The sequence below is a fragment of the Aeromonas sp. s8 genome (genome assembly GCF_040907785.1).
In the GTDB taxonomy this organism is placed as follows: Bacteria; Pseudomonadota; Gammaproteobacteria; order Enterobacterales; family Aeromonadaceae; genus Aeromonas; species Aeromonas veronii.
The window spans coordinates 24203-45568 of the sequence record NZ_JBFOCL010000042.1; the positions used below are offsets into that span (position 1 = coordinate 24203).

20 protein-coding genes and 1 tRNA gene are annotated in these 21366 nt (G+C 60.1%); 11 read left to right on the top strand and 10 right to left on the bottom strand.

The features are described from left to right. Positions 1-11: 11 nt before the first annotated feature. Positions 12-1847 carry an ATP-dependent DNA helicase RecQ gene (recQ, locus tag AB5Y86_RS14445; RefSeq protein ID WP_368193158.1) on the bottom strand — a complete coding sequence of 612 codons (1836 nt, stop codon included), beginning with the start codon at positions 1845-1847 and terminating at the stop codon, positions 12-14. A 133-nt stretch (positions 1848-1980) separates the two neighbouring features. Here recQ and AB5Y86_RS14450 point away from each other — a divergent pair, with 133 nt between their 5' ends. Both AB5Y86_RS14450 and AB5Y86_RS14455 read left to right on the top strand, forming a co-directional pair. Next, a complete protein-coding gene (locus AB5Y86_RS14450) occupies positions 1981-2445 on the top strand; it encodes a thioesterase family protein (RefSeq protein ID WP_042054246.1) in 465 nt (154 codons plus the stop codon). Between the two features lie 124 nt (positions 2446-2569). Further along, positions 2570-3097, top strand: a complete 528-nt coding sequence (locus AB5Y86_RS14455; RefSeq protein ID WP_005356927.1) for a hypothetical protein — start codon at positions 2570-2572, stop codon at positions 3095-3097. A 260-nt stretch (positions 3098-3357) separates the two neighbouring features. On the opposite strand, the gene AB5Y86_RS14460 is transcribed toward AB5Y86_RS14455, so the two are convergent. From AB5Y86_RS14460 to AB5Y86_RS14500, 9 genes are all read right to left on the bottom strand, one after another. Then, a tRNA-Pro gene (locus tag AB5Y86_RS14460) sits at positions 3358-3434 on the bottom strand. A 155-nt stretch (positions 3435-3589) separates the two neighbouring features. Then, a complete protein-coding gene (locus AB5Y86_RS14465) occupies positions 3590-4294 on the bottom strand; it encodes an MOSC domain-containing protein (protein WP_368193160.1) in 705 nt (234 codons plus the stop codon). A gap of 45 nt (positions 4295-4339) precedes the next feature. After that, complete coding sequence (locus tag AB5Y86_RS14470; protein WP_042081803.1) at positions 4340-5182, bottom strand: ABC transporter permease subunit; 843 nt, start codon at positions 5180-5182, stop codon at positions 4340-4342. After that, a complete protein-coding gene (locus tag AB5Y86_RS14475) occupies positions 5182-6087 on the bottom strand; it encodes an ABC transporter permease subunit (RefSeq protein WP_005340703.1) in 906 nt (301 codons plus the stop codon). Before AB5Y86_RS14475 ends, AB5Y86_RS14470 begins: the two co-directional genes overlap by 1 nt. Next, entirely contained in the window at positions 6084-7238 is a 1155-nt protein-coding gene (potA, locus tag AB5Y86_RS14480; RefSeq protein ID WP_005340704.1) for a polyamine ABC transporter ATP-binding protein, read from the bottom strand. The genes AB5Y86_RS14475 and potA overlap by 4 nt, the downstream gene beginning before the upstream one ends. A gap of 78 nt (positions 7239-7316) precedes the next feature. Further along, the gene (locus tag AB5Y86_RS14485; protein ID WP_005355476.1) at positions 7317-8402 is read right to left on the bottom strand and encodes a polyamine ABC transporter substrate-binding protein; all 1086 of its coding nucleotides are present in this window, start codon (positions 8400-8402) and stop codon (positions 7317-7319) included. Between the two features lie 118 nt (positions 8403-8520). Then, entirely contained in the window at positions 8521-9618 is a 1098-nt protein-coding gene (locus AB5Y86_RS14490) for an extracellular solute-binding protein (RefSeq protein ID WP_368193210.1), read from the bottom strand. A gap of 53 nt (positions 9619-9671) precedes the next feature. After that, positions 9672-11033 (bottom strand): aspartate aminotransferase family protein, encoded by a 1362-nt coding sequence (locus AB5Y86_RS14495; RefSeq protein WP_058056392.1) that lies wholly within the window; start codon positions 11031-11033, stop codon positions 9672-9674. A gap of 174 nt (positions 11034-11207) precedes the next feature. Further along, on the bottom strand, positions 11208-12539 hold the full coding sequence (locus tag AB5Y86_RS14500) for a glutamine synthetase family protein (protein WP_368193161.1): 1332 nt from the start codon (positions 12537-12539) through the stop codon (positions 11208-11210). Between the two features lie 480 nt (positions 12540-13019). Here AB5Y86_RS14500 and AB5Y86_RS14505 point away from each other — a divergent pair, with 480 nt between their 5' ends. From AB5Y86_RS14505 to malZ, 9 genes are all read left to right on the top strand, one after another. After that, positions 13020-13406: a TraR/DksA C4-type zinc finger protein gene (locus tag AB5Y86_RS14505; protein WP_005356952.1), complete on the top strand. Its 387-nt coding sequence runs from the start codon at positions 13020-13022 to the stop codon at positions 13404-13406. A gap of 147 nt (positions 13407-13553) precedes the next feature. Further along, a complete protein-coding gene (locus tag AB5Y86_RS14510; RefSeq protein ID WP_368193162.1) occupies positions 13554-14411 on the top strand; it encodes a hypothetical protein in 858 nt (285 codons plus the stop codon). A gap of 62 nt (positions 14412-14473) precedes the next feature. Beyond that, entirely contained in the window at positions 14474-14920 is a 447-nt protein-coding gene (locus tag AB5Y86_RS14515; RefSeq protein WP_368193163.1) for a DUF962 domain-containing protein, read from the top strand. Positions 14921-14946: 26 nt separating this feature from the next. Next, positions 14947-15441, top strand: a complete 495-nt coding sequence (locus AB5Y86_RS14520; protein ID WP_005355485.1) for a CreA family protein — start codon at positions 14947-14949, stop codon at positions 15439-15441. Positions 15442-15515: 74 nt separating this feature from the next. Continuing rightward, positions 15516-16505 carry a 2-hydroxyacid dehydrogenase gene (locus AB5Y86_RS14525; RefSeq protein WP_368193165.1) on the top strand — a complete coding sequence of 330 codons (990 nt, stop codon included), beginning with the start codon at positions 15516-15518 and terminating at the stop codon, positions 16503-16505. A 92-nt stretch (positions 16506-16597) separates the two neighbouring features. Next, positions 16598-17959 (top strand): molecular chaperone, encoded by a 1362-nt coding sequence (gene yegD / locus AB5Y86_RS14530; RefSeq protein WP_064339148.1) that lies wholly within the window; start codon positions 16598-16600, stop codon positions 17957-17959. 165 nt (positions 17960-18124) lie between these two features. Then, positions 18125-18544 carry an META domain-containing protein gene (locus AB5Y86_RS14535; RefSeq protein ID WP_058056398.1) on the top strand — a complete coding sequence of 140 codons (420 nt, stop codon included), beginning with the start codon at positions 18125-18127 and terminating at the stop codon, positions 18542-18544. A 70-nt stretch (positions 18545-18614) separates the two neighbouring features. Beyond that, positions 18615-19463 (top strand): HDOD domain-containing protein, encoded by an 849-nt coding sequence (locus AB5Y86_RS14540; protein WP_368193167.1) that lies wholly within the window; start codon positions 18615-18617, stop codon positions 19461-19463. A gap of 5 nt (positions 19464-19468) precedes the next feature. Continuing rightward, entirely contained in the window at positions 19469-21298 is a 1830-nt protein-coding gene (malZ, locus tag AB5Y86_RS14545) for a maltodextrin glucosidase (RefSeq protein ID WP_021230752.1), read from the top strand. Positions 21299-21366: the final 68 nt, after the last annotated feature.

The following is a 21366-nucleotide window of genomic DNA, read 5'->3' on the forward strand; positions in this document are numbered from 1 at the left end:
CCTAATCGACCCTAACGACGGCAGTAGTCGATGATCAGGTCCATAAAGGCTTCGCCGAAGCGCTCCAGCTTGCGATGACCGACGCCGTTGATGGCCAGCATCTCGTCTTCGGTCATCGGCATCAGTTGAGCCATCTCAACCAGGGTCGCATCGTTGAACACCACGTAGGGCGGCACCTCTTCGTCCTCGGCAATCTGCTTGCGCAGGCCGCGCAGCTCCTTGAACAACCGTTTGTCGTAGTTGGCGTTATCGAGCAGGCCGTTGCGCTTCTCCTTGCGGCTGGAGATAGGCTGCAGGCGGGGCACCGCCAGCTCCAGCTTCACATCACCACGCAGCACAGGGCGGGCCGCTTCGGTCAGCTGCAACACCAGATTGCGAGTGATGTTCTGGGTCAGCAGCCCCTTGTGGATCAGCTGGCGGATCACGCTCATCCAGTATTCGTGGCTCTGATCCTTGCCGATGCCGTAGGTCGACAGCTTGTCGTGGCCATGATCCTTGATGCGCTGGTTGAGGGAACCGCGCAGCACCTCCACCACATAACCTACCCCGAAATTCTGCCCCACCCGCCAGACGCAGGAGAGCGCCTTCTGGGCATCTTCGGTGCCGTCATAACTTTTGGGCGGATCGAGGCAGATATCGCAGTTGCCGCACGGCTTGTCGTTGTACTCGCCGAAGTAGTTGAGCAGCACCTGACGACGGCAGGTTTGCGCCTCGGCAAACGCCGCCATCACGTTGAGCTTGTACTGCTCCACCTGCAACTGCTGGGGATTCTCGATGTTGTCGAGCAGACGGCGCACCCGACCGATGTCGGCGGGATCGTAGAGCAGCAGCGCCTCGGCGGGAGTGCCATCGCGCCCGGCACGACCGGTCTCCTGATAATAGGATTCGATGTTCTTCGGGATGTCGTAGTGCACCACGAAGCGCACATTGGGTTTGTCGATGCCCATACCGAACGCCACCGTCGCCACCACTATCTCGATGTCGTCCTTGAGGAAGGCATCCTGGGTCTGCTGGCGCTGCTCGAGCGGCAGCCCCGCATGATAGGGCGCAGCCTTGCAGCCGTGGCGGGATAACCGCTCGGCCACCTCCTCCACCCGGTTGCGACTGGAGCAGTAGACGATGCCGCAGTTGCCCTTCTGGCTCTGCACGTAACGCAGCAGCTGCTCGGCCGCCTTGAACTTCTCCACCAGGCTGTAGCGGATATTGGGGCGATCAAAGCTGGCGGTGTGAATAAAGGGATCGTTGAGTTCCAACCGGTGCAGCATGTCGCTGCGGGTCGCCTCGTCGGCGGTGGCGGTGAGCGCCACCACAGGCACCTGTGGGAACCACTGTTTTAGCCGCCCCAGCGCCGCATACTCAGGCCGGAAATCGTGGCCCCACTGGGAGACGCAGTGCGCCTCGTCGATGGCGAACAGCCCGAGCGGCAGTTCGGCCAGCCGATCCATAAACTCGTGCTGCAACAGTCGTTCGGGAGAGACATAGACCAGCTTGATCTCGCCGCGACGCATGGCGGCGAAGTTCTGGATCATCTCCTCCCTACTGAGGGCCGAGTTGATGTAGGCCGCCGCTACGCCGTTGGCGCGCAGGCTGTCGACCTGATCCTTCATCAGCGAAATAAGGGGAGAAACCACCACCCCGAGCCCGGGCCGCAGCAGTGCCGGGATCTGATAGCAGAGCGACTTGCCGCCGCCAGTGGGCTTGAGCACCAGCGCATCGCGCCCCGCGACGATCTGCTCGATGATTTCGAGCTGACCCGGCCGAAACTGCTGATAGCCGAAGACCGCCTGCAGCAGGGCAAGCGGACTCTCTGGCTGAGGATCTGGCAGGGTTTCGGCAATCGCGGTCATGGGCTCTCCTTTGGGGTCGCCATTCTAAAGCAGCCGCCGCCCACAATAAACCTGCCATTGCGACTGTTAAGGAACTGTTGCAGACTGGCTGGAGTTTTTACTCGGCTTTGATGACAAGGATTGGGATCAGAGAATGAAACAGATGCTCAAGAAGATGGCGCTCAGTGGCATTGCCAACCTGTTTGCCGAGAAGATGCCGTTCAACAAGCTGATCGGCATGCAGGTGACCCACTACGACTTCGACAAGGTGGAACTGCGCATCAAGATGGACGACAAGCTGATCGGCAACCCTTTCCACAACATCCTGCACGGCGGCGTCACCGCCACGCTGCTGGATGTGGCGGGCGGCATGATCGTCGCCGCCTCCTGCATCGACGAGCTGGAGGAGTTCTCCCCCAGCTATCTCAAGGAGCGCTTCGCTCGCCTCGGCACCATAGATCTGCGGGTGGATTACCTACGCCCGGGACGCGGCAACGAGTTTATCGCCACCGCCCACATCATCCGGGCTGGCAGCAAGGTGGCCGTCGCCCGGATGGAGCTGCACAACGAAGAGGGCACCCACATCGCCTTTGGAACCGGCACCTATCTGGTGGGTTGAACCAAGTTAGTGCATAAAAACCACGCGGCTAATCCACTTTTAATCATTAGATTCCTTACCCCCCCTGGCCGAACAAGGTCCATACTGATAGTCGGGATTGTGTGCAGAGGGAGGATTGCAGGCGATGAGTGCGAAACTGGCCATCAAACCATCCAGAGCCTTGTTGACACAGCTCGAGTCCATGCTCGACGAGGTGCAGACACCCGAGTGTCGCCACTGGTTGGAACAGGAGCTTGAGGGGTATTCTCTCTCCTCACCCCTGCCTTGGTATCGCATCGTTCCCTGTCGGCAACGCGGTCACTTTCTGGATCTGAAAACGGGAAAATATTTGACCTGTCACATCAACAGTCAAACGCTATGCCAACGCGATCTGGCCCAAATTCAGTTCATTTATGCCCGTGAACCCGCCGCCCACTATTTGCTGCAACGCAATTCCGGTATTGAACCCTGGCCAGAGCAGCTGCTGGAAGATTATCAGGAGCAGTTGATCCCCGGCCATTTATGCCTGCAAGCTTGGCATGAGCCCGTGATTTCATTACGTGCACAACTGATGGAGGGAATAGAACATTTCATTAGTGAGTACCCCAAGCACGCGGCCTTGCTGCCTCAACACAGTTTCAAGGCTTTGCGGCATCAGCACTGGCATATCTGAGTAAGCGCCTGGCGCGCAAGGAGGGCACCATAGACAAGACCCATAACGAGATTGCCACAATCTAGAGTGCCGGAGTCAGGATCAGACTCCACCGATGGGCCACCGAGCGGTGGCCCTTTTAATATCTGTGGTCTTGCTTCGCCCCTGCATACAGCAGATCAGGTCACTTGGCCAGGTAACAGGTCAGCAGCTAAAGAAAATCGGGAAAACAGGAAGGATAAATGCAAAAAGGCCGCTCTATTGAGCGGCCTTTTCAAATTTGGTCGGTGTGAGAGGATTCGAACCTCCGACCCCTTCGTCCCGAACGAAGTGCGCTACCAAGCTGCGCTACACACCGATGTCTGCGGGACGGGAATTTACCGAAAGCCCCGACCTGACACAAGCCTTTTTTGCATTTGGCAGGAAAAAAAGTGCTGTTCGCTCAACTATTCAGCACTCTTTTCATCCGTTTACCGGGCTGCAGCCAGCTGGTGACATTCCGGCAACCGGCCGTCAGGCCAGGCGCAGGGATGCGGGCCCCAGCAGACGGCGCTGCCAGTCAGCCACAGTGCCATGCTCCAGCCAGTCGGCTGCATGCTGACGCCAGTTGGGGGAGAGAGCAGGATTCTCCAGCAGCATCAGCAGATCCGCTTCATTGCGCACCTGATTGAACAGAATGTCCGCCGTGCGCTTCACCGTCAGTTCGGGATAGGGTCTGTCTACCAGCTCCATGGCTGTGTCAGGCGCGATCATGCCCTCCTCCAGCACCCGCAGCAGCCAGCCACAACGGCCATTTAGCTGCATCACCTGGGACATCTGGCCATAGCCAAAGCGCTGGTTGAGCTTGAAGCAGGGGGATCTTGGCTGACTTATCTGGATCAGCGCCTCGCCGAGTCGATAGACATCGCCAATGCATGCCTGTGCCTCGGTCAGCCCAAGGCCGGAGATATTCTCGCCAAAGGCGGCAGGTTGCCAGGGGGTACGTGGCGCAGGCAAGCCCAGCGCGGTTTGCCAGGTCTGCCACCAGAGATAGTGGTCAGCAGGATAGTAGTGGAGCGCCCGATCCGGGCCACCGTGGTGGCGCTGGTCACACTGTTCATCCTCTTCCAGACCGGCAAAGGTACAGCGAACTGGTGCAGAGATCGGTTGCTTGTGAATGGCACTGGTGAGGCCCGGCACCAGCTCGGTGCCACGACCGCTAAAAAGGGAGATCCGCATACTCATCCTCCAGGTTGACGAGAGTAGGCGGATCTTATCATGCCGTCAGACCACGGCCTGCATCTGGGTGGTCATGGCGATCTCGGCGCGACGGCGCTTCTCCGCCTTGGCCATCAGATACCAGCTGCCGAAGGTAAAGAGCGATACCGACAGCAGGATCAGGCTGGCTACCGCGTTGATCTCGGGTTTCACCCCGAGCCGTACCGCCGAGAAGACCTCCATCGGCAAGGTAGTGGAGCCCGGGCCGGAGACGAAGCTCGCCAACACCAGATCATCCAGCGACAGGGCGAACGACATCATGCCGCCTGCGGCCAGCGAGGGGGCGATCATCGGGATGGTGATCAGGAAGAACACCTTCCACGGCTTGGCGCCAAGATCCATGGCCGCCTCCTCGATGGAGAGATCCAGCTCCCGCAACCGCGCCGACACCACGATCGCCACGTAGGCGGTACAGAAGGTGGTGTGGGCGATCCAGATGGTCAGCATGCCCCGTTCGGCGGGCCAGCCCACCAGCTGGGCCATCGCCACGAATAGCAGCAGCAGCGACAGACCGGTGATCACCTCGGGCATCACCAGCGGCGCCGTCACCATGCCACCGAACAGAGTGCGACCACGGAAGTGGGGAATTCGAGTCAGCACGAAGGCTGCCACCGTCCCCAGCGCCACCGCGGCGATCGCGGTGTAGAAGGCAATCTCCAGCGAGCGGAACACAGACCCGATCAGCTGCTTGTTGTCGAGCAGGCCGAAGTACCACTTGAGCGACCAGCCACCCCACACCGTCACCAGCTTGGAGGCGTTGAAGGAGTAGATCACCATGATGATCATGGGCAGGTAGATAAACAGCAGCCCCAGCCAGAGCATCAGTTTGGCAAAACCGAAACGCTTCATCATGCCTTGCCCTCCAGCTCTTTGGCCTGGTTACGGTTGAAGAGGATGATCGGAATGATCAGCACCGCCAGCATCACCACCGCCAGTGCAGAGGCAACCGGCCAGTCGCGGTTGTTGAAGAACTCCTGCCACAGCACCTTGCCGATCATCAGGGTCTCCGGGCCGCCCAGCATTTCCGGAATAACGAACTCCCCCACCACCGGAATGAACACCAGCATGCAGCCGGCGATAATGCCGTTTTTGGAGAGCGGCACCGTGATCTGCCAGAAACGGGTCAGGTTGCGGGCCCCCAGGTCGGAAGCCGCCTCCAGCAGGCTCTGGTCATGTTTGACCAGATTGGCGTAGAGCGGCAGCACCATGAAGGGCAGGTAAGAGTAAACAATGCCGATATAGACCGCCAGGTTGGTGTTGAGGATCTGCAGCGGCTCGTCGATCACCCCGATCCCCAGCAAGACGCTGTTGAGCAGGCCGTTGTTGCTGAGGATCCCCATCCACGCATAGACCCGGATCAGAATGGCGGTCCAGGTCGGCATCATGATCAGCAGCAGCAGAACGGTCTGGGTCTCCTTGTTGGCCCGGGCGATGGAGTAGGCCATCGGATAGCCAATCAGCAGGCAGAGCAAAGTGCTGACGAAGGCCATCTTGAGGGAGCCCAGATAGGCCGCGATATAGAGCTCATCCTCCTGCAGCAGCAGGTAGTTGCCCATATTGAGCAGGATGGTGAGCTGATTGTCGGCCCAGCTCACCACGTCTGTGTAGGGCGGGATCGCCACATCCGCTTCCGCAAAACTGATCTTCACCACGATGACGAAGGGCAGCAGGAAGAAGAGGAACAGCCAGAAGAAGGGGATGCCGATCACCAGCCGGCGCCCCCCGACCCGCTTCAGTCGTTGCAAGAACTTCATGATTGCAGCACCACGCCGCTGTCATCTTCCCAGTAGAGGAACACCTGGTCATCCCAGGTTGGCCGCTTGCCGTGGCGTTCGGCATTGGCGATGAAAGCCTGAACGATTTTGCCCGAGGGCAGCTGGATGTGATAAACCGAGTGACCGCCCAGATAAGCGATGTCATAGACCTCACCCTTGGTCCAGTTGAAGTCCGGGTGCTCGATCTCCTCCGGCTTTTGCAGACTCATCAGCAGTTTTTCCGGCCGCAGGGCGTAGGTCACCTTCTTGTTTTCGGCGCGGGAGCTGATGCCGTGGCCCACATAGATGGGCTGCTCCAGATCGGCGCAGGCGATGGTGGCGTGGTCCTGCTCATCCTCCACCAGCAGGCCGTCAAACAGGTTGACGTTGCCGATGAACTCGCACACCAGCCGACTGGCCGGAGTCTCGTAGATATCCATCGGGCTGCCGATCTGCTCGATGCAGCCGAGGTGCATGATGGCGATCCGCTCCGCCATAGTCATGGCCTCTTCCTGATCGTGGGTCACCATGACGCAGGTAACCCCGACCCGCTCGATGATCTCAACCAGCTCCAGTTGCATCTTGGAACGCAGCTTCTTGTCGAGCGCCCCCATGGGTTCATCCAGCAGCAGCAACTTGGGACGCTTGGCTAGCGAGCGAGCCAACGCCACCCGCTGGCGCTGGCCACCGGAGAGCTGATGCGGCTTGCGACGGGCATACTGGGTCATCTGTACCAGCTTGAGCATCTCTTCTACCCGGGCATCGATCTCGGCCTTGGGCAGGCCATCCTGCTTGAGGCCAAAGGCGATGTTCTGGGCCACCGTCATATGGGGGAACAGGGCGTAGGACTGGAACATCATGTTGATGGGGCGTTCATAGGGGGGCATGTCGGTGATGTCGACCCCGTCGAGGAACAGCCGCCCCTCGGTCGGGCGCTCGAAACCGGCCAGCATCCGCAGCAGGGTCGATTTGCCGGAACCGGATCCGCCGAGCAGGGCGAAAATCTCCCCCTTGTGAATATTGAGAGATACGTTATCGACCGCCAGCGTTTCGTCGAACTGCTTGCTTACCCGATCAATTTTCACCAGCACTTCTTTGCGCTGCTGACTGCCCTCGAGGGCTTTCTTGTAGGCACTGGAGGCTATCGCCATTACCAAACTCCCCAACGTGATACCGGCCTTGCGGCCGATCCATAAAAGCGATTTGGCGCCCCCGAACGGGCACCAAGGTTAGGTACCGGACTTGATCTTGGTCCAACTCCGGGTGATTAGACGCTGCACCGAGCGGGGATGTGCTTCCTGCACATAGAGTCGCTCCAGCACGGCTTGAGGGGGATAAACCTCCTCGTTGTTGCGCACCGCCTCATCCATAAACTCGCCCGCCCTTGAGTTGGGATTCGCGTAGCCCACATAGTCGCTGACCTTGGCGATCACTTCGGGCTGCAGGACGTAGTTGATGAGAGCGTGCGCCTCTTTGACATTGGTGGCATCGGACGGGATCGCCATCATGTCGAACCAGAGATTGCCCCCCTCTTTCGGAATGCTGTAGGCAATTTTCACTCCCTTGCCAGCTTCATCGGCGCGGGCAGCGGCTTGCAGGATGTCGCCGGAAAAACCGGCCGCCACGCAGATGTCGCCATTGGCGAGATCGCCGATGTATTTGGAGGAGTGGAAGTAGGCCACATAGGGCCGCACCTTGAGCAGCAGCGCCTCGGCCTGCTTGATATCCCCCGTCGCATGACTGTTGGGATCGAGTCCGAGGTAGTTGAGGGCAGCAGGGATCATCTCGTCGGCTGAGTCGAGGAAGGCGACGCCGCAGCGAGAGAGTTTCGCCATGTTTTCCGGTTCGAAGATGGTGGCCCAGGAGTCAATCTTGTCGACCCCCAGCACCGCCTTGATTTTGTCGACGTTGTAGCCGATGCCATTGGTCCCCCACAGATAGGGCACCGCGTATTGATGACCCGGATCCACCTTGTCGAGCTGCTTGAGCAGCACGGGATCCAGGTTGGCCAGATTGGGCAGCAGGCTCTTGTCCAGCTTCTGGAAGGCCCCCGCCTTGATCTGCTTGGCCAGGAAATTATTGGAGGGCACCACCAGATCGTAACCGGTCCGTCCGGTCAACAGCTTCCCTTCCAGGGTTTCGTTGGAGTCAAACACGTCATAGACGGTCTTGATCCCGGTCGCCTGCTGGAAATCGCTGAGGGTGGTCTCGCCGATATAGTCAGACCAGTTGTAAAAGTGCAGCACAGGGGCAGCCTGGGCCACATTCGCCAATCCCATGGTCAGGGCTATGGTTAGCAATCTGGTTGTATTCACGGTGTCAGTTCTCCTGTTCAGTGGTTGACCGTCTGCGCTTCCTGTCGCGCGGCCCATCCGGATGGATGGCATCACTACCCTCCCAGCCGAACTGCGGACCGGGAGGGGCATTCGTTACTTACTTGCCGGACTTGATCTTGGTCCAGCTGCGAGTCATCAGACGCTGCACCTTGGCCGGCAGATCCGGGAAGGTGTAGATCTTCTGCAGGGTCGCCGCATCAGGGTAGATACCCGGATCGGTGCGGATCGCCTCATCCACCAGCGGGGTCGCCGCCTTGTTTCCGTTCGGGAACTGCACCACGTTGGTGATATTGGCGATCACCTCGGGCTTCATCAGGTAGTTGATGAAGGTGTGGGCCGCCTCGACGTTCTTGGCATCCGCCGGAATGGCGATCATGTCAAAGAAGCTGCCTGCCCCCTCTTTCGGAATGGTGTAGGTGAGCCCGACGCCATTCTTGGCCTCGGCTGCCCGCGCCTTGGACTGCTGCAAGTCACCGGAGTAACCGACCGCGACGCAGAGGTTGCCGTTGGCCAGATCCGAGATGTACTTGGAGGAGTGGAAATAGGCGGTATAGGGACGGATGGAGAGGAACAGCTCCTCAGCCTTCTTCAGCTCGGCCGGTTTCTGGCTATCCGGTTTGAAGCCCAGATATTGCAGGGCAGCCGGCAGCATTTCGGTCGGTGAATCGAGGAAGGAGACGCCACACTCTTTCAACTTGGCCATGTTCTCCGGCTTGAACACCAGATCCCAGGAGTTGACCGGGGCATCGGCCCCCAGCACGGCTTTCACCTTCTCGGCGTTGTAGGCATAGCCGATGGTGCCCCACAGATAGGGGATGGAGTACTGGTTGCCCGGATCGCTCGGCTCGAGCGCCTTGAGCAGGTCGACATCCATGTTTTGCCAGTTGGAGAGCTTGGACTTGTCCAGTTTCTGGAACACGCCCGCCTTGATCTGCTTGGCTAGGAAGGGGTTGGATGGCACCACGATGTCGTAGCCCGAACTACCCGCCAGCAACTTGGCTTCCAGTACCTCGTTACTGTCGAACACGTCATAGACCACCTTGATCCCCGTCTCCTTCTGGAAGTTATCCAGGGTATCCGGCGCTATGTAGTCGCTCCAGTTGTAGACGTGCAGCACCTTCTCTTCAGCCATTGCTCCGGCACTTGCCATGACCAAAGCCACAGAGGCAGCGATCACTCCTGTTTTGAAAGACATCATCCTTGTCTCCTAAGCAAATTGTATGCGCATGCCAACCTGCCCGACCCGCCTCAACCCTTCAGCTTTGCGGCTGTCAGATCCAGACTGCGCCTGGCCAGATCGACCAATTCATCAACCTGTTCCTCGGTGATGACCAAGGGGGGCGATATGATCATGGTATCGCCTACCGCCCTCATCACCAAGCCATTGTTAAAGCAGAACTCCCGGCAAGTCATCCCCGCATTTGCCTGAGCCGGGAAACGCCGGTTGGTCTGCTTGTCCTCAACGATTTCCAGCGCGGCGACCAATCCTTTGCCTCGGGTTTCTCCCACCAGCGGATGATCGGCCAGCTCCGCCCAGCGGCGCTGCAAATAGGGGCCGATAGTATCATGCACTCGCTTAACTATGCTCTCTTTCTGCATAAGCTGGATGTTGGCCACCGCCACGGCGCAAGAGACCGGATGGCCCGAGTAGGTGAAGCCGTGGTTGAACTCGCCCCCCTCCTCCACCAGCCCCTTGGCAACCCGGTCACTGACCATCACTGCGCCGAGCGGCAGATAACCGGAGGTGATCCCCTTGGCCAGACACATCAGGTCCGGCTTGATGCCAAACCCTTCGCTTGCAAACCAGTGGCCGGTACGGCCAAAGCCGCAGATCACCTCGTCGGCGATCAGTAGGATGCCGTAGTGATCGCAGATACGCTGGATCTCCGGCCAGTAGCTGTCAGGCGGAATGATAACGCCGCCCGCCCCCTGGATCGGCTCGCCGATAAAGGCAGCCACCTTGTCCACCCCCAGCTCCAGAATCTTCTGCTCCAGCTGACGGGCCCGCTCCAGCCCGAACTCGTGGGCACTCATCCCCTGCCCCTCACCGAAGTGGTAGGGCTGATCGATGTGCACTATGCCGGGAATGGGCAGTCCGCCCTGGGCATGCATCCCCTTCATGCCACCCAGACTCGCCCCCGCCACGGTGGAGCCGTGATAGGCGTTATGGCGACTGATGATCACCTGTTTGTCAGGCTGACCCTTGCTGGCCCAGTAGTGGCGCACCATCCGCAGCACGGTATCGTTGCACTCGGAGCCGGAGCCGGTGAAGAAGACGTGGTTGAGATGGGCGGGTGTCACCTCGGCCAGCAGGGTCGCCAGCTCGATCACCGGCGGGTGAGCAGTCTGGAAGAAGAGGTTGTAGTAGGGCAACTGCTGCATCTGACGGGTGGCGGCATCCACCAGCTCCTGGCGGCCATAGCCCATATTGACGCACCACAGGCCCGCCATGCCGTCGAGAATGCGTTTGCCCTCGGAATCTTCCAGATAGACGCCGCTGGCTTTGGTAATGATGCGCGAACCCTTCTTGTTCAGGGCCTGAAAGTCGGTAAAGGGGTGCAGGTGGTGGCTGGCATCCAGCTGTTGCCACTCACGGGTTGTCTGCTGCATTTGTTGCTCCTCGGTTCCTTCGATTTAGCAAGATTCAGTCATCAAACAGTCAGGCGGGCTTGCATGCTTGCAGCCACAACCACTCACAGGTGGCTGCCGCCACCTGACTCGCGTTCAGGTCTCTTCGATAAAGGGATCGGGGAGGCCGACTCCGGCCTCCCCGTTACAGGGGGATCAGACGTTCAGCAGCAGGAACTCCCGCTCCCAGCGACTGATCACCCCGAAGTAGGTCTCGTACTCTTTGCGTTTGACCGCGACGAAGGCGCGGGTGAAGCGCTCCCCCAACATATCCTTGATGGGTTCGCACTGTTCGAGATGGCTGAGTGCCTCCTCCAGCGAGCGGGGCAGGCTGTAGGGCAGGTCATAGGCGCTCGACTTCATCTCCGGCAGCGGCTCCAGCTTCTCCATCATGCCAAGATAGCCACAAGCCAGAGTGGCGGCCAGCGCCAGATAGGGGTTGGCATCGGCACCGGCGAAGCGGTTCTCCACCCGCCGTGCGCTCGGGTCGGAGAAGGGCACCCGCAGGCCACAAGTGCGGTTCTCGACACCCCACTGGACGTTGCGCGGCGCGCTATCACCAAACGCGAGACGACGGTATGAGTTGACATTCGGGGCCAGCAGGGCCGTCACCGCCGGGGTGTATTTCTGTAGACCGGCGATAAAGTGCATGAACTGTTCGCTGTTGCCGCCGTTCAGGGTACCGAACAGGTTGTGGCCGTTCGCATCTTCCAGACTCTGGTGGATGTGCATGGCCGACCCCGGTTCGTCGCTCATCGGCTTGGCCATGAAAGTGGCATAGATGCCGTGGCGGTGTGCAGCCTCACGCATGGTGCGCTTGAACAGGAACACCTGATCCGCCAGATCGATGGCATCACCATGCAGGAAGTTGATCTCCATCTGGGCGGCGCCCGACTCGTGGATCAGGGTGTCCACCTCCAGCTCCTGCGCCTCGCAGTAGTCATACATGTCTTCAAAAATGGGGTCGAACTCGTTGACCGCATCGATACTGAACGACTGGCGGGCGGTCTCAGGGCGGCCGTTACGACCGACCGGCGGCACCAGCGGATAGTCGGGGTCTTCGTTGCGGGTGACCAGATAGAATTCCAGCTCGGGCGCCACCACCGGCTTCCAGCCCTGCTTCTCGTAAAATGACAGAACCCGACGCAGCACGGAGCGCGGCGCGATGTCGATCAGCTTGCCGTTGACGTCGAAACAGTCGTGGATCACCTGTGCAGTGGGCTCCAGCGCCCAGGGGACAAAACGGATGGTGTTGGGGTCGGGATAGAGCTGCATGTCCCGCTCCAGCGGGTCGATCATGCTGTCGTCATCCGGATATTCGCCGGTCACCGTCTGGGTGAAAATCACCTCGGGCAGACGCATGCCCCCTTCGCGCAAAAACTTGTTGGCTGGGATGATCTTGCCCCGGGCGTTGCCGGTGAAATCCGGGAACAGGCACTCCACCTCCGTGATGCGATTGCTCTCCATCCAGCCTTTGATACTGTCCATGTTAAACCCCGATTTTACGGTTGCCATTGGCAAGGGTGTCTAATATATGGAACACCCTTGTTATAAAATTGTAATCAACATCACCATAAAAGCCCGCCATCAAGGGCAATGTCAAGCGGGCGTGTTTAAAAAACTATAAATAACGGCGCATATAATGACCAAGGCGGCACCAAATACTAAACACTCAAATCCGTACGAAGCCCCCCCCTCTCATCGTTGCAAAGGCGATGCCAACAGAGGGTGAAGCAGGCGCCAGATCCCGACCAATCCCCCGCAGGAACGGACCATTTTTTTGCAAGGGCGCACAATCCTTATCCTATTTGCTTTGCTTGGCTGCATTTTTTTGGTACAAGGCCCGCCCTGATTTGCACTCTCTTGCATGAAACAGGTGCAAATCGGGATACAAGGGCTTGGTCTGTAGGCAGACAGCCCCCATAAACAGGGATAATTGGGTTAGTAAACTGACTGGTAGTTAATCGTATGTGTGATTTCATGACTGAAGACCAACTGGCCTTTTACAAGGGGCAGATCGAGCGACAGATCGTCGAGCTCGAAGAGCGCCTGAACTCCCAGGCCAGCCAGGCCATCGCCACCGACACCAACGAGATGGCTGATGAAATTGACCGTGCCAGTATCGAGGAAGCCCGCCGTCTGGAGCTGAACCGCATCGAGCACGACAAGCTGCACCTGCGCAAGCTGCGGGGCGCATTGAAGCGCATCAGCGAAGGGGATTTTGGTTACTGCGAATCTTGCGGTGACGAGATCTCCCTCAAGCGGCTGCATGCCCGTCCGGAATCCCGTTTCTGCGTCGAATGCCAGAGCACCAAGGAATTTAACGATACCCACGTGTTCCGTCGCGTCGCCTGATTCTTCGAAGAACCGTCACCATTCTGGTGCAACAGACGCCAGCAAGGCAGGGCCCCGCGCTCAAACCTTGCACAACGCCTCGCAGCAAGATGGTGACAAGTTCTGTTAGACTCCGGACACCTTCCGGAATCTACAGGAGAACAGAGAGTGAAATGGCTCATCAAGCTGTGTTTGTGCCTGCCACTGCTGGCACAAGCACAGGTTCTGACGGTCAAGGTCCCCAGCCGTCCCGTCAACAATCTTGACCAAGAGTACCAGTACAAGCTGCTGGAACTGGCCCTGACCCGCTCCGGGCAACCCTTTCGCATCCAGCCTGTCGAACTCGACCTCAACCAGTTCACCCTCCAGCAGCAGCTGAGCAAGGGCAAGACCATCAACGTCTTCTGGATGGGCACCTCCAGCGCACTCAAATCCTCCCTGATTGCCGTCCCCATTCCGCTGTTTCGCGGGCTGGAAGGATTGCGGTTGTCGTTCATCCACGCGGACGCTCAAGAGAAGTTCAACCAGATCAATACCCTGGCCGACCTCAAACAGCTGAAGGCGGCGCAAGGGGTCGGTTGGGCCGATAACAAAATTCTGGAAAATGCGGGCATCCCGACCTTCTCCGGCCGATACAGCAGCCTGTTTCGCCTTATCAACGACGGCGACAAGATCGACTTCTTCCCGCGCGCCCTGGTGGAGATCTTCGCCGAGCGCAGCGAGCTGGTGGCGCAGTATCCCAACCTCGCCATCGAGCAGCATCTGCTGATCCGCTACCCCTTCGCCCAGTTCTTCTTCGTCAGCCCCGAATACCCCAAGCTGGCCAAGGCGATTCAGACCGGGCTGGAGCGGGCCTATGCCGATGGCAGCTTTATGAAGTTCTTCAATGACAACCCCAAGATCCGCGAAGCGCTCGCCAGCGCCAACCTCGATCAGCGGGTCACCATCGCCCTGCCCAATCCGGATATGACCCCGTTGCTAAAATCCATTCCGGCCCAATATTGGGAGTATCCACCGCAGGGATAATCATCCCGAGCGCCTGACCATGAGGGGCGGGCAGCGAGAACACAGTGCGCCAGGGAGGTGCCATGAAGGGAATCCAGGAGTGGTTTGCGGAGTATGGCCAGAGCCATCGCCATCCGATAAACGTCGCCATCCACAAGCTGGCGGTGCCGGGCATCTATCTCTGCTCGCTGGCGCTGCTCTGGTGTCTGCCACATGGGCCCTTGCCAGAGCCCCTCAATTGGGCGGCAGTGGCGGCCATTCCGGTGCTGGCATTCTACCTGCAGTTGTCGTTTTCGCTGTTCGCGGGGATGGCGGTGCTGACCGCGCTCGGGCTGGCCTTCTGCCACCAATGGCAGGGGCCGCTGCTGTGGCCCTCGGTGGCGGCGTTCGTGCTGCTCTGGATAGCCCAGTTTGTCGGCCACAAGATCGAGGGCAAACGCCCCTCCTTCCTCGCCGACCTGCAATTTCTGCTGATAGGCCCCGCCTGGGTGCTTGCCAGCCTCTATCGTCGCCTGGGCATTCCCTATTGAGGAGTGCCGGGCCAACAGGAGAGACCATGACACATAACCACACGCGACATAATGCCCTTCGCCGCGCCCTGCCCCTGCTGCTGGGGGCCCTGTTTGCCGGCCCGGCGCTGGCCGACAAGGCCGACCCGGTCGGTGAAGTGAGCACCGCCTTCAAGCTGTTTGGCCCCAACCACAAGATCCTGGTGGAGGCGTTCGACGACCCGCGCATCGACGGCGTCGCCTGCTATCTGGCGCGCCCCAAGACCGGTGGTGTAAAAGGCGGGCTGGGACTGGCGGAAGATCCCTCCCACGCCTCCCTCTCATGCCACCAGATCGGCCCCATCACCCTGCCCGAAAAGCTGAAGGCGGGAGAAGAGGTGTTCGATGTCAGCACTTCACTGGTGTTCAAGGAGCAGAAAGTGGTGCGTTTTTACGACAAGAAACGCAATGCACTGGTTTACCTGACCTACAGCACCAAACTGGTGGATGGTTCGTACAAAAGTGCAGTCAGCGCCGTTCCCATTATGCCGTGGGGACAATAACCAGCCGGTTTGTCCGGTGATAGCTGACCCATTTTGTTGTAATTTGACGACACACACGCTGCGGAGCACATACCATGAAAGTCGCCGTATTCAGTACCAAGAGCTATGACAAAGAGCATTTCAACCAAGCCAACAGCCAGTACGGCTTCGACCTGGAGTTTTTCGATGTGCGGCTGGAGGCCAAAACGGCCCGACTGGCTCACGGCTTCCCGGTGGTGTGTCTGTTCGTCAATGACGATGCTGACCGCGAGGTATTGACCGAACTGGCTGCCAACGGTACCCAGATGATCGCCCTGCGCTGCGCCGGTTACAACAACGTGGATCTGGCCGCCGCCAAAGAGCTGGGGCTGAAAGTGGTGCGAGTGCCCGCCTACTCCCCCGAGGCGACCGCCGAGCATGCTGTCGGCATGATGATGTGCCTCAACCGCCGCATCCATAAGGCTTATCAGCGCACCCGTGACGCCAACTTCTCGCTGGAAGGGCTGGTCGGCTTCAACATGCATGGCAAGACCGTTGGCGTCATCGGCACCGGCAAGATCGGTCTGGCCGCCCTGCGCATCCTCAAGGGCTTCGGGGTTCGCCTGCTGGTCAACGATCCTTACCAGAATCCGGCAGCCATCGAGCTGGGAGCCGAGTACGTGGATCTCGATACCCTGTTCCGCCAATCCGACATCATCAGCCTGCACTGCCCGCTGTTCAAAGAGAACTACCACCTGTTGAACAAGGAGGCATTCGCCAAGATGAAGGACGGGGTGATGATCATCAACACCAGTCGTGGCGGCCTGCTCGATTCCAACGCGGCCATCGAGGCGCTCAAAACCTCCCGTATCGGTGCTCTGGGGCTGGACGTCTACGAAGAGGAAGAGGATCTCTTCTTCTCCGACAAGTCCAACGAAGTGATCACCGATGACGTGTTCCGCCGCCTGTCTGCCTGCCACAACGTGCTGTTCACCGGCCATCAGGCGTTCCTGACCCGCGAGGCGCTGCACGCCATCGCCGATACCACCCTCGGCAATATCCGCGCCATCGAGAGCCAGGGCCGCTGCGACAACGAAGTGGAATAGGGGCTCGCCCTCTCTTCGTCACGCGCCGGGTTGTGAGACCCGGCGCCTTCGGGTAGGCTAGCCCCCCTTTTTTATTCAGGAGTCTGGCGCCCATGTTTATCGGATTTGATTACGGCACCTCCAACTGTGCCGTGGCCGTGATGGAACAAGGTAGCCCCAGGCTGCTGAATCTTGGTGCATCCCGCTATCTCCCCTCCACCCTGCATGCCCCCCACCGGGATGCTATCGCCGGTCTGTTGGCCGAAGGGCTGGCCCCCGCCCAGCAGGCGGAGTACCTCAAGCTGCGTGGCCCCGTGGTCACCCGCGCCCAGATGGTTCGCCGCCAGATGCGCGAAGAGGGACTGATCGACGAGCTGAGCTTTGGCGGTGCCGCGCTGGAGCGCTATCTGGAAGAGCCGGACGACGGCTACTACATCAAATCGCCGAAATCCTTCCTCGGTGCCTATGGCCTCAAGGCCCCCCAGATCGCCCTGTTTGAAGACATCGTCTGCGCCATGATGCTCCATGTCCGCCAGCAGGCGGAGCAGCAGCTCGGCGCCCCGATCCGCCAGGCGGTGATCGGCCGACCGGTCAACTTCCAGGGTCTGGCGGGGGAAGAGAGCAACCAGCAAGCTATCGCCATCCTGACCGAGGCGGCCCGTCTGGCCGGTTTCGAGCAGGTGGAGTTCCTCTACGAGCCGGTGGCCGCCGGGTTTGAATTCGAGGCGCGCCTCACCGAAGACGCCGTGGTGCTGGTGGTGGATATCGGCGGCGGTACCACCGACTGCTCCATGCTGCGAATGGGCCCCAGCTACCGCGATCAGCTGGATCGCAGCGGCGATCTGCTCGGCCACAGCGGCCAGCGGATCGGCGGCAACGACTTCGATATCCGCCTGACGGTGGAGGGGATGATGCCGCTGCTCGGCATGCACGAGACCCTCAAGACCGGCAAGCCGCTGCCCCATCCGCTGTTCTGGGATGCGGCCGCCATCAACGACGTCAGCGCCCAGAGCCGCTTCTACAGCCTCGACACCGCCCGCCAGCTGCAGGATCTGCAGCTCGACAGCCAGCCCGGCAGCAAGCTGGGGCGTCTGGCCAGCCTGCGGGCCCACAAGCTGAGCCACCAGCTGGTATGGCGTGCCGAGCAGGGCAAGATCGCCCTCTCGGAGCAGGAACTCAATCGCCAGTCGCTGGCCGAGCTGGAAAAAGGGTTGGAAGCGGAACTGACCCGCGAACAGCTGGCCAACGCCTCGGCCCTGCTGCTGGAGAAGATTGGCGAGCTGATGGACGAAGCGATTGCCGCCGCCGGTGTGCAGCCGGATCGCATCTTCGTCACCGGTGGTAGCGCCCGCTCGCCGCTGATCGCCAGCTTTATCCGCCAGAAGCTCCCCTCCATCCCGCTTGAGGGTGGCGATGACTTCGGCTCGGTGGCTGCCGGTCTTGCCCGTTATGCCGAGCGGCTGTTCGCCAACTGAGCCCTGAGATAGCGTAAATCGATGGCAACATCACCCGTGTGTTGCCATTAAGCGACAGTCGCGCGGGACAAGGGGCGACAGAAGCGGTCGGTCGTCCCCTCTTCCGCCCTGCTCCCGACTGCCCAAAAAGGGTATTCTTGACGCTCCCCCAACCGGAGCCCCCTCATGCCCAGATTGCCCTTTTTGTTGCTGATCCCCCTGTTACTGCTCGCTGGCTGCAGCTCGACCGCCTTTGTTCAGCAAGATCTGCAACACCACCACTGGGTACTGAGCAAACTGGATGGCGAACCGATCAAGGCCCCCCGCGACAATCCCCCCGATTTCGAGATCGGCGAGCACTTCACCGTCAACGGCATCGCCGGTTGCAACCGCTACTTCGGTCAGGGCCATCTGGAAGATGACAAACTGTGGGTCACCAGTCTGGGCAGCACCGAAATGGCCTGCATGCCACCGCTCGACACTATCGAACAGGCTGTACTGACCACCCTTACCGAGGGGGCGACCTTGAGCGGCACCAGTCAGAACCTGATCCTGCAGGGCAAACAGCACCGTTTGGAATACACCTTGCGCGACTGGGTGTTCTAGCGCTCACAAAGCCGCATCACAAACAGGAACATGTTGTCCGGCTGTGGCACAATATGAGGCAGAGTTCGCAATGGAGGCTGCCTCAGCCATGTCGATGGATCGCCTGTTTGACAAGATCAAACAACTCCCCACTATTCCCAAGCTGCTGCACGAGTTGATGCAGAGCTTCAACGACGAGAATGCCCGCATCGACGAGATTGCGGCCAAGATCGCCATGGATCAGGTGATCAGCGTCAAGGTGCTGCGGATGGCCAACTCGGCCGCCCTGCGCCGGGGCAACGAAGTGACCTCCATCGAACAGGCGGTGATCCGGCTCGGCTTCAACCGGCTGCGCTCCGTGGTGGTCGCCTCCGGCATCATCGGCACCTTCAAGGCCCCGCCCAGCTTCGACAAGAACAAGTTCTGGACCGAGACCTTCCAGGTCGCCACCATCGCCAAAACCCTGGCCCAAGAGGCCAAGGTGATGGATCCCGAGACCGCCTTCACCTGCGCCCTGATACACAACATCGGCGAGCTGCTTATCCAGAGCACCTTGCCGGAAGAGGCCGAGCTCATCAACATGGCGCTCCAGAACGGCAGCAGCCGGGTCGAGGCCCAGCGGGAGATGCTGGGCTACGACTATGCCCAGCTCGGTGCCGAGCTGGCGCGGCGCTGGCACCTCTCCGAGGCCTTCGTCGATGCCATCTCCCAACAGCTTGACCCGCTCTCCCACGATCCGGTCAGCAAGGAGGCGGTGCTAATCCGCCTCGCCGTGTTTATCTCCTTCGCCTGGAACGCGGGCGTGCCTGCCCAGGCCATCATCGCCCGCTTCCCCAAACCGCTCGCCGACCAGTTGGGACTGGATCCCAAGTCGCTGGCAGGCCAGCTCGAAACATTGCATGAACAGGGTAATGCCCTCGCCGATCTTCTGACTCAATAAGCATCATGACCCATCCGTTTCTGTTTCATCCCCAGGTGGCGCCCTGGTTCAAAGAGAGCGCCGACGCACTGCAATTGACCCTCTTTAGCGAGCTGGATGCGCCGATCCGCGAGGTGTGGCTGCGCCACGAGCCGGATAACGAGGAGTACCTGATCCCGATGACGGCGGTCTCCACCCGCGATCGGCTGCAGGTGTGGCAGGCGACCCTGCCGCTCATCAAGGGACAGGATATCCACCTCTACAGCTTCAAGTGCCTCACCGACGAGGAGCAGTGGTGGCTGCACGGGGCGGGCGTCAGCGCGTCCATGCCGCCACGGGAGCAACATTTTCGCTTCAACAGCCTGCACCAGCCACCGGCCTGGGTGCAGGATCAGGTGTTCTACCAGATCTTCCCCGACCGTTTCTGCAACGGCGATCCGTCGCTGAGCGTCAAGCATCACGAGTACGAATATCGCGGCAAAGCGGTGATCAGCAAGGCGTGGGGCGAACCGGTCAGTCGCCACGAAGAGGGCCACGGCGCCTGCGAATTTTACGGCGGCGATCTGGCGGGCATCGATGCCAAGCTGCACTACCTGCAATCCCTCGGGGTGACGGCGCTCTACCTCAACCCCATCTTCGATTCGCCGAGCAACCACAAGTACGACACCCAGGACTACTTCAAGGTGGATGCCCACCTCGGCAGCAACGAGCAGTTCGCCGAGCTGACCCGCAACCTGCACCAGCGCGGTATGAAGATCATCCTCGATGCGGTGGTCAACCACACCTCTACCGAGCACCCCTGGTTCTGCCCGCCACTGGGGGCCCAGAGCAACCCGGACTCCCCGTGGCGCAGCTTCTACACCTTTGATAAGGAAGGGGATTACGTCAGCTGGAAGGGCATTCGCAGCCTGCCCAAGCTGGACTTCTCCTGCGAGAAGGTGCAGGACGCCGTCTATCGGGCAGACGACGCCATCCTCCGTTACTGGATGCGCGCCCCCTACCAGATCGATGGCTGGCGCTTTGACGTCATCCACATGCTGGGCGAGCGCGGCACCGCCGAGGGCAATCGCAGTCACGTGCGCGCCATTCGCGGGGCAGTGAAGCAGGAGAACCCGGACGCCTATGTGCTCGGCGAACACTTCTTCGAGGCGAGCCAGTGGCTGCAAGGGGATCAGGAGGACGGCGCCATGAACTACTACGGCTTCGCCCATCCGATCCGCGCCTTCCTAGCTGGCAAGGACATCGCCTACCACCCCATCAAGATCAGCGCCGAAGAGATGGATCGCTGGCTCAAGCTGGCGCGGGCCCACATCCCGTTCAAGAACCAGCTGGCCCAGTTCAACCTGCTGGACAGCCACGACACAGCCCGTTTCCTCCATCTGCTGGGTGAAGACAAGCAGCGGATGCAGCTGGCCGCCACCCTGCTGCTCACCTATATCGGCGTGCCCTCCATCTACTACGGCGATGAAGTGGGGCTCTCCGGCGGCAACGACCCGGACTGCCGCCGCTGCTTCCCGTGGGATACCACAGACTGGGATCACGTGCTGCACGACCACTATCGTCGGCTGATCCAGATCCGCCGCCAGCGCCCTTCCCTGCGCCGTGGCGATATCCAGACCCTCTACGCCGGGCCCCACAGCTATGTGTTCGCCCGTACCCTGCAAAGCGATCAGGTGGTGGTGGCTTGCAACCGCCACCCGAGTGAGCCGCGCACCATCAGCCTGCCCCTGTGGCAGACCGCCAGCCCTGCCAGCCGCTTCACTGACGCCTTCAACGGCGAGAAGTTTGAAGTGGTGCAGGGCGAGGTGCAGCTCACCATCCCCGCCAACTCGGCCAGAGTGCTGATCTCCAGCTGAGCGGGCAACTGACGCGCTGAAAAACAAAACCGGAGCCCAAGGCTCCGGTTTTTTATTCCATTCAATCC

What these genes read in the sequence shown, in the direction of transcription:
- recQ (WP_368193158.1), bottom strand. Translation starts at nt 1,847, where the DNA reads ATGACCGCGATTGCCGAAACCCTGCCAGATCCTCAGCCAGAGAGTCCG.
- AB5Y86_RS14450 (WP_042054246.1), top strand. Translation starts at nt 1,981, where the DNA reads ATGAAACAGATGCTCAAGAAGATGGCGCTCAGTGGCATTGCCAACCTG.
- AB5Y86_RS14455 (WP_005356927.1), top strand. Translation starts at nt 2,570, where the DNA reads ATGAGTGCGAAACTGGCCATCAAACCATCCAGAGCCTTGTTGACACAG.
- AB5Y86_RS14465 (WP_368193160.1), bottom strand. Translation starts at nt 4,294, where the DNA reads ATGCGGATCTCCCTTTTTAGCGGTCGTGGCACCGAGCTGGTGCCGGGC.
- AB5Y86_RS14470 (WP_042081803.1), bottom strand. Translation starts at nt 5,182, where the DNA reads ATGAAGCGTTTCGGTTTTGCCAAACTGATGCTCTGGCTGGGGCTGCTG.
- AB5Y86_RS14475 (WP_005340703.1), bottom strand. Translation starts at nt 6,087, where the DNA reads ATGAAGTTCTTGCAACGACTGAAGCGGGTCGGGGGGCGCCGGCTGGTG.
- potA (WP_005340704.1), bottom strand. Translation starts at nt 7,238, where the DNA reads ATGGCGATAGCCTCCAGTGCCTACAAGAAAGCCCTCGAGGGCAGTCAG.
- AB5Y86_RS14490 (WP_368193210.1), bottom strand. Translation starts at nt 9,618, where the DNA reads ATGTCTTTCAAAACAGGAGTGATCGCTGCCTCTGTGGCTTTGGTCATG.
- AB5Y86_RS14495 (WP_058056392.1), bottom strand. Translation starts at nt 11,033, where the DNA reads ATGCAGCAGACAACCCGTGAGTGGCAACAGCTGGATGCCAGCCACCAC.
- AB5Y86_RS14500 (WP_368193161.1), bottom strand. Translation starts at nt 12,539, where the DNA reads ATGGACAGTATCAAAGGCTGGATGGAGAGCAATCGCATCACGGAGGTG.
- AB5Y86_RS14505 (WP_005356952.1), top strand. Translation starts at nt 13,020, where the DNA reads ATGTGTGATTTCATGACTGAAGACCAACTGGCCTTTTACAAGGGGCAG.
- AB5Y86_RS14515 (WP_368193163.1), top strand. Translation starts at nt 14,474, where the DNA reads ATGAAGGGAATCCAGGAGTGGTTTGCGGAGTATGGCCAGAGCCATCGC.
- AB5Y86_RS14520 (WP_005355485.1), top strand. Translation starts at nt 14,947, where the DNA reads ATGACACATAACCACACGCGACATAATGCCCTTCGCCGCGCCCTGCCC.
- AB5Y86_RS14525 (WP_368193165.1), top strand. Translation starts at nt 15,516, where the DNA reads ATGAAAGTCGCCGTATTCAGTACCAAGAGCTATGACAAAGAGCATTTC.
- yegD (WP_064339148.1), top strand. Translation starts at nt 16,598, where the DNA reads ATGTTTATCGGATTTGATTACGGCACCTCCAACTGTGCCGTGGCCGTG.
- AB5Y86_RS14535 (WP_058056398.1), top strand. Translation starts at nt 18,125, where the DNA reads ATGCCCAGATTGCCCTTTTTGTTGCTGATCCCCCTGTTACTGCTCGCT.
- AB5Y86_RS14540 (WP_368193167.1), top strand. Translation starts at nt 18,615, where the DNA reads ATGGAGGCTGCCTCAGCCATGTCGATGGATCGCCTGTTTGACAAGATC.
- malZ (WP_021230752.1), top strand. Translation starts at nt 19,469, where the DNA reads ATGACCCATCCGTTTCTGTTTCATCCCCAGGTGGCGCCCTGGTTCAAA.